Here is a 13,466-nt window from a genome sequence, read left to right on the forward strand (position 1 = left end):
CGGGCCCCGGCGTGCGAGGTGCCGGCCCGCTTGCGGTCGCTGATGGCGCCGGCGGACGACGGGTCGGCCGAGCGCGGCCCGAAGACCCGCAGCCACCGCCGCCCTCCACTGCCCGGCCGGCGAGCGCCTAAAGGGAGCCGGTGCGTTCCTCTCCCGTGGCGAAGAACCTTTTGACGTACTCCCCGGGCGGTCGATTGCTCTCGCGCATCAGGGAGAAGACCTCTGCTCCGTCCTCAGGGTCCCCGGAGAACCGGTACGCCTCGGAGAAATGCGCGTATTCCACTTCATCCAAATACGAGCAGTACTCGATCGCTTCGGCCTCCGCCCGTTCGATCGCCTCGTCCGTGCTTCGCGCTTTCCAGATGGTGATGCGCTCCTCGTAAACTCCGAGTGGACGGTGCCTGAATATGCTGCGCACCCCGAACCACGACATGTCTTCCATACCGCCTCCAGCTTTCTTGTCGGATGGTATCAGCATTCTGAATACCCGGATCGTTGCAAGACGGGAGTGCCGCCCCGGCGAACTGCTCCGGGGCGGCACTCTATTCACTCGCGTTCTCGGCTACGACAAAGCCCAGAGAACCGCGCCCACTATGGCCCACTGCCAGAAGATCACAAGAGTGACCACAAGGGCGATGATGAACACGAAAAGGCCTATCGCCTTCAGTATTCGCTTCAGGCTGTCGGCGCCCGACCTGTTCTTCTGGCCGTTGCGGCTGCCGGCATACTTTTCCGCCTGAACCAGCTTCTTCTTCGCGGAATTGTACGCCTTCCGGTCGTAAGGACGACCGTTGGCCTTGTCGTCGAGCGCCTTCTTCTCCTTGGCGTTCAACGACGCCGGCTTCTTCGTCGCCCTTCCCGTCAGGTCCAGTTGATTGACCGGGTCGGCGGGATAGACGTAGGAGTTTTCATTTCCTCCGTAGACCGAGTCGACGGAGAGGAAGCGGCCGGCTCTGGGGTCGTAGAGGCGGACGCCCATGAGGGTGACGCGACTGGGCGTTTCGGTGGAGCGCTGCTGACCGCCGAGCCAGCCGTAGCGGACGGGGTCACTGCCGGGCAGCAGGTTGCCGTATTCGTCGTAGTTGTTGACGACGGGCGTGGTGGCGTCGACCAGCGGGATCTGGGTGGTGATGTCGCCGTGGATGTTGGCGAGCTGGAGAACCGTGCCGCTGGCGGCGCCGGTGGTGGCGATCAGGTTGCCGGCGAGGTCCTCGAGGGTCCGACTGATCTTGTTGTTGCCCTCGTCGGTCCAGTCCGGATTGTCACCGCCGTCACCGAAGTGGTCGCGCTTGGTGCCGGTGGTGTGCCAGGTGCCGTCCTCGGCCTGGTCCTCGGTGGTGGAGGAGGCGAGGCGTCCCTCGGGGTCCAGGTTCCAGGTGGTGCGTCCGCCGTCGGCCGTGATCTGGCGGACCATGTCGTTGGCGTAGTACGCGTTCTGCGCGCCGCCGGCCTGTGCGGTGGTCCGGCCGAAGGCGTCGTACACGGTGCCGGCCGAGACGAGCCGGTCCGCACTGTCATAGGTGGAGCCGACGGTCTTCACGTCCGGTGCGCCGCCGTCGACGTCGTCGACGGTGGTGGTCAGGGACGTGCGGTTGGTGTTGTCGTCGAAGCCGTAGGCGCGGTGCGTGGTGACTCCGGCCTGGTAGTCGTCGGTCCTGGTGAGGCGGCCGGCCGCGTCGTAGGTGTACTCCTGGTAGGCCCCTCCGCCGGTGTAGACGGTGCGGGAGACGACCTGGTCGTGGATGCTCCGGCTCAGCGACTCGCCCTGGACCGTCCAGCCGGACTCCCAGTGCCAGTAGCGGGAGGTCTCATTGCCGGTGGGGTCGAGGTTGAACTCGACGTCCATGTTCCACGGCAGCTTCTGCTTGTAGAGGCGGCCGTCGGAGTCGTAGTAGCCGGTGACGTCGCCGATGGCGCCCATGACGGAGTCGTGGGCGCGACTGGGCAGGCCGGCCGGGTTGTCGTAGGTGTACGTGGTCTCCGACGGCACCGAGTTCGAGCTGCGCGTGACACGGTTGCGGTTGTCGTACTCGGTGCGGGTCACGTTGCCCGCGCCGTCGTCGTAGGAGATCTCCCGGCCCAGCCTGTCGTTGGAGCGGCGGGTGGTCGTGGTGCCGTCCGTGACCGTGGCCACATGGCCGTTGTCCGGGTCGTAGGTGGTGGTGGTGTCCGGGACGGCGGTTCCGACGCCGCCGGTGGTCCGGGTCTGCTTGAGCCGGCCGGCCGCGTCATAGGTCGACACCGTGGTGCGGGTGACGCCGTTGGCGGTTTCGGTGACCTTGGCGGGGTTGCCCCACTGGTCGTACTCGGTGGTCTTGGTCGGCAGCTCGTCGGGGTTGGACCCACCGCCGGTGATCTTCGCGGCCGGGCCGGTGGAGCAGACGAGGTCCGCCCATTCCGGACGGCCCGCGCAGGTGCCCGAACCCGTCGCCGACCAGTAGGTGGTCAGCATGGTGCCCGCGTCGGCTCCGCCGGACTTGGGCAGGGTGTTCCTGGTGACCTGGCCCTGGGCGTTGTAGCCGGTCGTGCGGGTCAGCTTGAGGCCGGCGGGGTCGACGGTCTCGCCGGTCGCAAGGCCGCGGACCCAGTCGTAGGCGGTCTGTGTCGTACGGACGTCTCCGTCGGCCGGGTACCCGTCGACCGCGGCTCCGGTGGACACGGTGGTCGGCCGTCCCTCGGTGGTGGCGCTGCCGTCGATGGGACGGCCCTCGTCGTACCGGGTGACGGTGTGGGACCGGGCAGGGATCTGCGTACCGGCCGCGACGTCGGGGCTGTCGCTGTCACCCTTGAGCGGCTTGGTCAGGGTGACCAGGTGCAGCGGGCCGTACTTCTCCAGCTCCCGCTCGCCGTCGGCGGAGTACACCGCGACGGTGGCGAGCTTGCGGGCCCGCTCCGCCGGGGAGTCACCGAGGATGCCCAGTTCGTTCTGGGTGTTGACCTGGTAGTCCGCGTTGCCCAGGGCGAGTTCGCGATTGGTGGCGGACAGCTCGAAGAGCGCGTTGCCGAACCGGTCGTACTGGGTGACGTTCAGGTGGCGGCCGGGCAGGCCTGTGTTGACCTCGAGCCCCGAGGCGTTGGTGTAGGTGATGGTCGCCTTGTCGTAGTCGCCCGCGGCGAGGTCGCTTCCCGTGTGGGAGGCGGGAACCTGGTCGGCGGGGAACACCGCGGTGGCGTCCGTGGGCGCGTCGGTCTGGCCCCAGGCCGCGGCGTCGGCCGTGGAGACCTGGTTGGGGGCCTTGGAGCCCGAGAGCGGTACGTCGTAGACGAGGGACGTGGTGGACCTGCCGCCGTCCTGCACGTCCTTGCTGCCGGCCGTCAGCGTCGGGCGGGAGACACCCAGCAGCATGCCGTCAGCGGCGACGGTGCCGGAGCCGGCCTTGCCGTACTCGAAGGTCCACGGCAGCTCGCCCGCCGGGGTCTGGGTGACCACGCGGCCCGCGCTGTCGTAGGTGTAGGCCGTCTTCAGGGCCGGGCTGATCCGAGGGTCCCACTGCTCACGCAGGCGGCCCGACGCGTCGTAGGCGTACTGGGAGACCACCGTGGCGGTCGCGCCGGCTGCACCGGGAGCGGTCGTCCACTGGCGGATGCGGGTGACCTGCCCGGCGAAGTCGCCCAGCGTCGAACCGGTTGCCGTGGTCGTGGCGGCGTACTGGTACTCCAGGATGCGGCAGCCCTTGGTCGACGGGGTGCCGGCACAGGTGCCGGCGCTCACCGCCGAGGTGGGGGCGATCACGTACTTGGGGCGGGCCAGCACCTTTCCGCCCACCGTGACCTTCTCCGAGACCACCGTGGTGGTGGAGCCGTCCGTGGGACGGGTGGTCGTCGCCAACTGCCAGGTGGTGGCCGCGGCGTCGACCTTGCTGAACTGAGAGGTGGTGCCCTCGGTGTCCTTGAGGGTGAAGGAGGTGGTCAGACTGCCGGTGAGCGTCAGATCCTCGGCTCCGGTCTGCGGCTTCCAGCCTCCTGCCGTCGTCGCGGTGAAGCCGATCACCCCGCCGTGGACGTCGACCACCGCGAGCGACGTGGCCGACGTCTTGCGGATGTACGTCCAGTCGCTGTCCGAGAGTTCGGCGAGGGTGCCCGCGGTCCACTGAGGTCCGAAGATCGCCGCCTGTCCCTCCTGCTGTCCGCCCGCGCCGGGGCGACGGGAGGAAGCGGTGCGGGACGCCGTCAGAGCGAATCCCGAGGCATCGGTGGCCGAGAGGACGAGATCACCGGTGAGGGTGTTCACGCTGCCCGGACCCACCGGAGTGCTGGGTGCCACGCCCGCGTTGCGGTCCACGGTAATGGTGCCGGGCGGGGAGGCGTCGGTGCTGGTGCCGTCGGTGAAGACCGCGCGGACGTCGACAGGGCCGTCCTCGCTGAGGCTGTCGGTGACGTTCCAGACCAGCTCCTCCGACAGGCCGCCGGTCACCTTGGCCGGCCAGGCCGTGAGAGCCGAGCCGTCGGACTTCCGCCGCACGTCGGCGAACGGAACGTCCTTCCAGGCGTCGGTCTCACCACGCCGGTACTGGTAGCGCACCCCGGTGTCGGTGCCCTTGCCCTGACCGGTCAGCGCGGTGCGCCGCGCCGGGCGATCCCCCTGCGCCGGGGTGAGCAGGGCTGCGCCCGATCCCGCGTAGAAGGTGAAGTTGGTCTCGACCGAGTTGTTTCCGGCCGCGTCCTTGGTGCGTGCGGTCACGGTGTGCTTGCCCGCGCGGAAGACCGGCTTGGCCGTCACTGCGGTGCCGGTCGTGGCGATCGGCTGCCAGGCTCCGCCGTCCAGTCTCCACTGGACCTCCCGCACGTCCGAAGCGGGCGGAGTGAGAGTGAAGCCGCCGGTGAAGTTGCCCTCGCCGTCGGGGGTTCCGGACCACTGGCCGGCCGGGAAGGCGGTGGAGGACACCGTGGTGGCCGCCGGTGCGGTGGTGTCCACGGTCAGGGTGCGGAACGCGGACCAGGCGCTGGTGGCCGAGCCGTCACCGGCCCGCACCCGCCACTTGTACGAGCCCGTGGGCAGCGCCGCGGGCGTCCAGTTCGCCTGCGCGCCCGAGGCGACCGAGGCGCTGCTGCCGGTGCGCAGGGCAGAGGTGCCGCTGGAGGTCCACACCTCGTAGTCCAGAGTGACCTGGGAGCCGTCGCCGTCCAGCGCCTTCGCCGACAGCACGGGCGTGGCCGAGCCGGTGGCGTACTGGTCGACCGGGGCGATCAGCGTCGGCACGCCGGGGATGGAGTTGTACGTGACCGACAGATAGGGGGTGTTGCTCGCGGCGTTGCCGGAGTTGAACCGCTTCCAGCCGAGCGGGTCGGACTCGTCCGTGGCCCGCAGACCGAGGTGGTTGGTGGCGTTGCCGTTGGCCGCCCATGCCTTGGCCATGGTGGTGACGTCGGCGCCGACCCAACCGTCGTTGCACGCGCTGGAGAAGCCCTTGGTCTGCGTGCTCGTGGCGTACTTCTGGGACCACGTCGGCTGCGCCGTCCACCGCGAGGAGGAGCTCGCGGCGGCGGTGGACCACACGTCCCAGCCCGCGGCCGTGCACGACCACGAGTGGTACTCGAACAGGTTCAGCTTCGCCGCGGTGATCTGCTTGCCCGTGATGTTCTTCATCGGGAACGACAGGAACGAACGCGCCACCTGCGACGAGCCGTTGTTGCCGATCTTCAGGTCGGTCGACGCGGACTGGTCGGTGGTGTAGCCCTCCTGGACGAAGGTGTCGAAGCTCGCCCCGACATTGATCGCCGGGTCGATCGTCACCGGGAACCGCGTCGCGTCGTCCGCCAGGAACTTCGCGTCCGGCGTCAGGGTCAGCGTGACGGTGTCGCCCTGCTGCGCGACCTTCACGTCCACCGCGGCGGTGTGGGTGCGCTCGCCGGACTTCTTGTCCACTTGGGCGTCCCACATCACCGGAGCGGGAAGGACACCGACGGACTTGCCCTTGGCGTCGGTGAAGGAGACCGAGCCGTCCTTGTTCGCCTTCGCGGTCAGGCCCTTGGCCGTCAGGCTGTAGGCGATCGCCCCGCTCGCGTCCACGGCGGAACGGTTCTTCAGCTCCAGGAACTGTTCGTAGCCGGTTCTGGTCGACTCGATCAGGAGGTCCGTCGCGGGCAGGGCGTCCTTGTAGCGCGCGACGTTCTGGTCGTCGCCCTCGATCACCGGTGCGGGCAACGCCCCGTACCAGCCCAGCTGGATCTGCTCACCGGTGCGGCCCTCGAGCCTCACCAGCGGCACGCCGGCGGATGCCGTCCTCTCGCCGGTGCTCTTCAGCCCCTTCGGGGCCGCGCTCCTGCCCGCGATGCGCAGGCCGTGCGGGTGCCTTCTCGCACTGACCGAACCGTCCGTCATCTTCTCGAAGGAGACGTCGACGTTCTGCCAGCCGCCGTTGTCGTCCCGGAAGCGGATCGGGCCGGCGTACGCCTCTTCGGTCACCGATCCGTCCGGGTTCACGTACACCGTGGACGTCTCGGTCCGCAGGTCCAGGACCTCGATCCGTCGGCCCTGCATCTTCGCCTTCAGCCGGGCCGCGGCCGGGGAGTCCGCCGTCGCGGCGCCCAACTGCTTCGCGGGCTTGCCCTTGCCGACGACGGGAGACGTCAGGTTCACGGCGTAGGCCTGCGTCGTGGTGCTCACGATCGCTGCTGCTTCACAGGCCATGAGCAGGGCCAGCGCTGCGGCAAGAGGGCGCAGGCGCCCTGAAGAGGGCAGCGGAAGAAAAGGTTGCGCAGAGGTGGCGGAGTGCCGCCTATTCCTGCGGAAAGCGCTTGTCACACAAACTCCTTGCGCGGTGCGGGGATGTCCCGCACTCGTGAAGGATCGTCACATGATCTCCATGCTCCGCTGACAGTTGTTCAACTCTCCTGGGGAGTCGCTCCCGCACCCTTCGGTCGCGATTGCACCGCTTATCTCCTGGTTTGTCTCATACGCGCCAGGTGTCGATATATGGACTTCGCACCAGTAAGGGTGAGTGGTCGAAGGGGAATTCCTTGGTCATCTCTTTGCCTGGGGGCAGGGGGCGCCCTCGACGAGGCGGATCAGCGACGGGGCGCCGTCAGCGGCAAGGTCTTGACGGTGACGACGACGGTGTAGCGCCGGTCGCGGCCCGTTGCGCTGCGACTGTGGACTCCCCGACCCGCGCCGCGTCGGAGGGGGCAACCGGGAACTGCGGCTCGCCCTGGACGACGTGCTGAGCCTGGGCGCGCACGCGACCGGGGCGCGGCGGCTGTCATCGGACAGCGAATGCGGGCGTCAGTCGCCGCGAGCTTCCCGCGAAACTGCGGGCCACCGCCCGGACTTCCTCGGAATTCTGAGCGCAGCGCCGGTCTGTGCGGTGGAGGCGAGGGCATTCACAGAACGGGCGAATCCTCCCCGCCGGCGGATGTCGGTGGCGGGGAGGATCTTTCGTGGTGTCGGGCGGTCGGACGTATCAAGCGTGCTACGGCGGCGAGTTGACGAGCCGCAAGAAAATCGTTCGGCTCGTCGGACGTCGTTCGAAAAGTATTGACCTTGCCTCGTATCCCACTTCACACTCACGCAACGCGATGTCATACGGGCGGAACGTCAGTATCTCGGCCGCGGCCTCGCACTCCTTCCTCAGGCATGTCTTCTTCAGAGGATGTGAACCCATGCGCAGCGTGAGACCTCGGGGCCGTCGGAGATGCCGGCCGGGCACTCCGGCCGCCGTGGCAGCCGCCTCGCTCCTGATGGGCGTCGTCGGCCCGGCGGCCCCCGTCCAGGCGGCGGAGATCACCGACGGCCTGGCTCTCTGGTACAAACTCGACGCCACCTCGGGCACCGTGGCGGTGGACGCCTCGGGCAACGGCCGGAACGGAACCGTCAACGGAACCGCGGGCTGGTCGGGTGCCGGGGAAGGACTCACGTTCAACGGCTCCGACACCTACATCAGGGTGCCGGACAACATCATGAGCGGCATGAACTCGATCACCGTCTCGATGGATGTGCAGATCGACGCCACCCAGGCCACGCCGTACTTCCTCCACGGCTTTGGCAACACCGCCAACGGCGCCGGCAACGGGTACCTGTTCACCACCGGCGACTCGTTCCGGACCGCCATCGCCTCGGGGAACTACTCCACCGAGCAGAACACCCGCACATCCGCCGCGTTGCAGCGCTCGGTCTGGAAGCACGTCACCTACACCCAGACCGGCACGACAGGCGTCCTCTACCAGGACGGCGTGGAGGTGGCCCGCAACACGTCGGTCACCATCACCCCCGGTTCCATCGGGTCCGGCATCACCACGGCCAACTACATCGGCAAGTCGGTCTTCACCAGCGACAAGCTGTTCAAGGGCAAGATGCGTGACTTCCGGGTCTACAACCGCGCGCTGGCGCCCGGCGAGGTCCTCGACGTCAGCGGGAACACCACCGGCATCGCCAAGGTCACCCACCCCTCGCTGAAGATCGACGCCGTCATCGACGACGCCAACAGCAAGATCACGCTGCCGATGAAGGAAGGCACGGACCTCACCGCGCTCGCCCCGCGGTTCACCCTCGCCCAGGGCGCGGCCATCAGTCCGGCCTCCGGCAGCCCGCGCGACTTCACCCAGCCCGTGACGTACGAGGTGACCGGCTCCGACGGCGCCAAGCGCACCTGGACGGTCCAGGCGCAGGTCATGAGGAGCCCGGTCCTGCCGGGGCTCAACGCCGACCCGAACATCGTCCGCTTCGGTGACACCTACTACATCTACCCGACCACCGACGGCTTCCCGGGCTGGAGCGGTACGCAGTTCACGGCGTACTCGTCCAAGGACCTGGTCCACTGGACGGACCACGGCGTCATCCTCGACCTCGGTCCCGACATCAGCTGGGCCGACAGCCGGGCCTGGGCCCCGACGATGACCGCGAAGAACGGGAAGTACTACTTCTACTACTCGGCCGACGCGAACATCGGTGTCGCGGTCTCCGACTCGCCCACCGGCCCCTTCAAGGACCCCCTGGGCAAGCCGCTGCTGAAGGCCGGTGACTACACGGGCCAGATGATCGACCCGGCGGTCTTCACCGACGACGGCGGCCAGTCGTACCTCTACTGGGGCAACGGCAGGGCGTACGTCGTCCCGCTCAACGACGACATGGTCTCCTTCGACGCCTCGAAGGTCACCGACATCACTCCCAGCGGCTACCGAGAGGGCACCTTCGTCGTCAAGCGCAACGGCACCTACTACTTCATGTGGTCGGAGAACGACACCCGGGACGAGAACTACCGCGTCGCCTACGCCACCGGGTCCTCGCCCACCGGCCCCTGGAGCAAGCGCGGCGTGATCCTGGAAAAGCGCCTCGACATGGGCATCAAGGGGCCCGGCCACCACTCCGTGGTGCAGGTGCCGAACACCGACGACTGGTACATCGCCTATCACCGATTCGCCATCCCCGGCGGTGACGGCACCCACCGCGAAACCACCGTCGACAGGATGGAGTTCGACTCCGGCGGCCTGATCAAGAAGGTCGTCCCCACCCTGAGCGGCATCGACCCGGTCTCCGGCGGCACCACCCTGCCGACGAGCACCACCCGCTTGCTCCAGTCGGTCAACTTCCCCGCGCGCCACGCCGTCGTGCGGTCGGACAGCCGCGGCTACCTCGATCCGGTGACGTCCTCCAGCACCACGGCGGTCAGGCAGAGCGCCACCTTCACCATCATCCCCGGCCTGGCCGACGGCAGTTGCTACTCGTTCCGTGACTCGTCCGGCCGCTACCTGCGCCACCTGGACTTCCGGGTCCGCTTCGACGCGAGCAACGGCACGGCGCTCTTCAACAAGGACGCCACCTACTGCGCCCGGCCGGGATCGGCCACCGGCTCGGTCGGCCTGGAGTCGTACAACTACCCCGGCCGCTACCTCCGCCACCACAACTACGAGCTGCGCGTCGACCCCTACCAGGACAACGCCACCTTCCGCGCGGACAGTTCCTTCAAGGCGGTCAGCCCCTGGGCCTGATCGCACTCCCTCACTCGCCAGGCGACCCGCACGGCTTCCCGATCGAGAGCCTCGACAGCGGCAGTTGCCTGGACGTGAGCGGCGTGTCCGCCGCCGAAGGCGCCGACGACATCCAGGACACCTGCCACTCCGGCAGCACGTGCGTCAACGTCGTCGGCGCCTCGACCGCGGACCTCGCCCTGCTCGAACAGCGAACCCGCGGCACCGCCGCCGGCTTCCCCTGGTCACCCGGGTGAAGGCCACACAGGCGGCCCGGCCGCCGTCATCACTGATCCCCCCGAGGAACACCCCACCCCCTCGAACAGCACCGGCCACCTGCTGGACGCTCCGCTGAACCCACGCTCACCCGATCGAGGCACCCGAAGAAAGACAGGAAACGTACATGTCCGTGCTGCTCTCCCGGCTGGCGACGATATTGGTCGCCGCCTGCCTGCTCGTCACGTCCCAAGTCCTGACCGCACCCCAACGGGCCGCCGCCGCCGACCCGGGCTACCTGATGGTCCACTTCACCGGGGAGGGGTCGACCAATCAGCAGATGTACCTCTCGCACAGCACGGACGGTCTGAACTGGAACGACCTCAACGGCGGCGGCATGGTCCTGCGCTCCACGGTCGGCACCAAGGGAGTGCGCGATCCCGCACTGGTGCGCGCCCCGGGCGGTGACAAGTACTGGATCATCGCGACCGACCTGTGCATCAGTTGCGGACAGTCGTGGGGCGACGCCCAGACCAACGGCAGCCGCAACCTCGTGGTCTGGGAGTCCACGGACCTGGTCACCTGGTCGGCGCCGTGGCTGCTCAACGTCGCCGGGGCGATCCCCGACGGACGCAACGCGTGGGCGCCCGAGGCGATCCGGGACCCGCAGACCAACGACTACGTTCTGTACTGGGCGACGAACGCGACTCTCAACGGTGTGCTGAAGCACCGCATCTACTACGCCCGCACCACTGACTTCCGCACCATCACCACCCCGCAGCTCTACATCGACCGCGCCGGCACCCAGGGCATCATCGACACCCAGATCGTCGAGGTGCCGTCGGGAGTCGGTAACTACCGCTACGTGCGATCCTCCGGCGACGGCCAGATCACCATCGAAGGCAGCAACTCGATCCTGGGGACGTGGACCAACCTCGGCAACCTCTCCGGCATCGGCCTCACCGGCTCCCAGGTCGAAGGCCCGATGTGGATGAAGTTCAGAGACCGCAACGAGTGGGCCCTCTACCTCGACCAGTACGCCTCCGGACGCGGTTACATGCCGGTCCTGACGACGAACCCGTCCGCCTCCGGCACCTACCGGCTCCCGGCGTCGGGAAGCTACACCATGGGCGGCACCAAGAAGCGCCACGGTTCGATCCTGAACCTCACGGCCGCCGAGGAGAGCCGCGTGCTCACACGCTGGCCCAACACCGCGATCAACCGGCTCCAGTCGTACAACTACCAGGACCGGCACGTGCGCCACGCCAACTTCGACGTGCGCATCGATCCGAACGTCAGCCCCGCCCAGGACGCCCAGTTCCGGCTGAGGCCCGGCCTGGCAGGTTCCGGAACCGTCTCCTTCGAGTCGGTGAACTTCCCCGGGTACTTCCTGCGGCACTCCAACTTCGACTTCCAACTCGCCTACAACGACGGCACCACCGCCTTCGCCGAGGACGCCACCTTCCGTCAGGTGGCCGGGCTCGCCGACTCGACATGGTCGTCGTTCCAGTCGTACAACCACCCCGACCGGTACATCCGGCACTACGCCTACCAGCTGAGGCTCGACCCGATCACCACCGCGGCGGGACGCAGCGACGCCACCTTCCGCGTAACGAGCTGACCCGCACCGACAGGGATGCCGGCGCCGGCCCTCACGGCGGCCTCCCACCGGTCGTCCGCCGCCCAGCGGGGAGGGCGCCGGCATCCCCACCCGTGAGCCATTCCGGGTACGGCACATGGGGAGGCCGTGTCGAAGGAACGGGGTCATCAGGATGGCCGACCGGGCCCGGCCGGCGGCACCCGGGCTCTGGCTGCTGTCCGGCCCGGTCGGCCTCCTGAACGACGAATCCGCTGGGTGTCCGCCTCGTTGCGGGGCGGACCGGCCGCAGCTGTGACCGGCCGGGCGGGGGCGGGTGCCAGCGCGCCGCCCACCGCGGCCGGGCGGTGGGGCCGACACGGTGGCCGGCGGCTCCGGCCACGGCCGCCTCGACGGCCCACGCCACACGTTGGCGGCCTCGTCACGCAGGAGCAGCAACGGGTGATCGGCTCTGCGACGAGCTCCGGGAAGACATCGCGGAGGGGGAGTCCTGCTCCACGGGCGGAGGGCAGCGGTAGCCGTCAGCGGAGCACGTCACTCGCCATCTCACCGGCATGCCAGGGACTCGGTCACTGATGCACGTCCTGGAGCGCGGCCTGGTCGCATCCAGGCCCCGACTGGCAACCCCACCGCGAGACTTTCACGATCGCCCGGCCGAAGTAGACCCGCCGCGATTCCCGTGTGACAGAAGCGTTGACTGAGCCATGTACAGAACTTATCTTCTGGCCGAGTTGACGAACCGTGTTCGAAATACCGACAGTGTGAACAGGCGGTATCTCTGCACCTCCAGCCCCATAGGGAGTAGTCCGTGAGACCTGCGCTCACCCGTCGAACGGTCCTCGGCATGATGGCCGGCTCGGCCGCCGCAACCTTCACCGGCGCCTCGGCCGGCACCGCCCACGCCGCCGTGCCCGCGTCACCCGGTGTGACCTACACGAACACCATCGCCGAGCAGCGGGCCGACCCGCACATCTTCAAGCACACCGACGGTTTCTACTACTTCACCGCCACCGTGCCGGCGTACGACCGTATTGTGCTGCGCCGCGCCACCACGATCCAGGGACTGTCCTCAGCCGCTGAGACGACCATCTGGACCAAGCACGCCAGCGGTGCGATGGGCGCCCACATCTGGGCTCCGGAAATCCACTTCATCGACGGCAAGTGGTACATCTACTTCGCCGCCGGTGACGCCAACAACATCTGGAAGATCCGGCCGTACGTCCTGGAGTGCACCGCCGCGAACCCGATCACGGGCACCTGGACGGAGAAGGGGCGCATCGCACTACCGCTCGACACCTTCTCCCTGGACGCGACGACCTTCGTCGTGAACAGCACCCGCTACCTCGCCTGGGCGCAGAACGACCCGGCCGTGGGCTCCGGCACCAACATCTACATAGCGCAGATGTCCAGCCCGTGGACCATCACCGGCACCCCGGTCATGCTCAGCCGGCCGACCGCCGCGTGGGAGACCGCCGGAGGCCAGACGGTCAACGAGGGCCCGGCCGTGATCCAGCGGAACGGCAAGGTCTTCATGACCTTCTCGGCCAGCGCCACCGACGCCAACTACTGCATGGGCCTGCTGACCGCGTCCGCCTCCGCCAACCTGCTGAGCGCGTCGTCGTGGGCCAAGAACACAGGCCCGGTCTTCGCCAGCAACGCCGTCACCAGCCAGTACGGCCCCGGGCACAACCAGTTCACGGTCTCCGAGGACGGCAAGTCGGACATCCTCGTCTATCACGACCGCAGCTAC

Annotated in this window: 5 protein-coding genes and 2 pseudogenes; 5 read left to right on the plus strand and 2 right to left on the minus strand. The window is 68.3% G+C overall.

Annotated elements, in window-relative coordinates:
- Positions 1-127 precede the first annotated feature (127 nt).
- Entirely contained in the window at positions 128-442 is a 315-nt protein-coding gene (locus ACF1A1_RS34370; RefSeq protein ID WP_392005295.1) for a hypothetical protein, read from the minus strand.
- 120 nt (positions 443-562) lie between these two features.
- Complete coding sequence (locus ACF1A1_RS34375; RefSeq protein ID WP_392005297.1) at positions 563-6,607, minus strand: DNRLRE domain-containing protein; 6,045 nt, start codon at positions 6,605-6,607, stop codon at positions 563-565.
- A 1,082-nt stretch (positions 6,608-7,689) separates the two neighbouring features.
- Here ACF1A1_RS34375 and ACF1A1_RS34380 point away from each other — a divergent pair.
- The 5 genes and pseudogenes from ACF1A1_RS34380 to ACF1A1_RS34400 form a co-directional block, all read left to right on the plus strand.
- Positions 7,690-9,471: pseudogene (locus ACF1A1_RS34380) on the plus strand (family 43 glycosylhydrolase); the annotation flags it as partial.
- Between the two features lie 96 nt (positions 9,472-9,567).
- Positions 9,568-9,924 (plus strand): annotated as a pseudogene (locus tag ACF1A1_RS34385) (AbfB domain-containing protein); the annotation flags it as partial.
- A gap of 74 nt (positions 9,925-9,998) precedes the next feature.
- Complete coding sequence (locus tag ACF1A1_RS34390; protein ID WP_392005298.1) at positions 9,999-10,160, plus strand: hypothetical protein; 162 nt, start codon at positions 9,999-10,001, stop codon at positions 10,158-10,160.
- A gap of 146 nt (positions 10,161-10,306) precedes the next feature.
- On the plus strand, positions 10,307-11,740 hold the full coding sequence (locus ACF1A1_RS34395; protein WP_392005300.1) for a glycoside hydrolase family 43 protein: 1,434 nt from the start codon (positions 10,307-10,309) through the stop codon (positions 11,738-11,740).
- An 820-nt stretch (positions 11,741-12,560) separates the two neighbouring features.
- On the plus strand, positions 12,561-13,466 hold a 906-nt coding region (locus ACF1A1_RS34400; RefSeq protein WP_392005321.1), incomplete at its 3' end, for a glycoside hydrolase family 43 protein.

The organism is Streptomyces sp. NPDC014995, from assembly GCF_043080745.1.
In the GTDB taxonomy this organism is placed as follows: Bacteria; Actinomycetota; Actinomycetes; order Streptomycetales; family Streptomycetaceae; genus Streptomyces.

Excerpts from the sequence above, each read along its gene's own strand:
- ACF1A1_RS34370 (WP_392005295.1), bottom strand. The coding sequence starts at position 442 with ATGGAAGACATGTCGTGGTTCGGGGTGCGCAGCATATTCAGGCACCGT.
- ACF1A1_RS34395 (WP_392005300.1), top strand. The coding sequence starts at position 10,307 with ATGTCCGTGCTGCTCTCCCGGCTGGCGACGATATTGGTCGCCGCCTGC.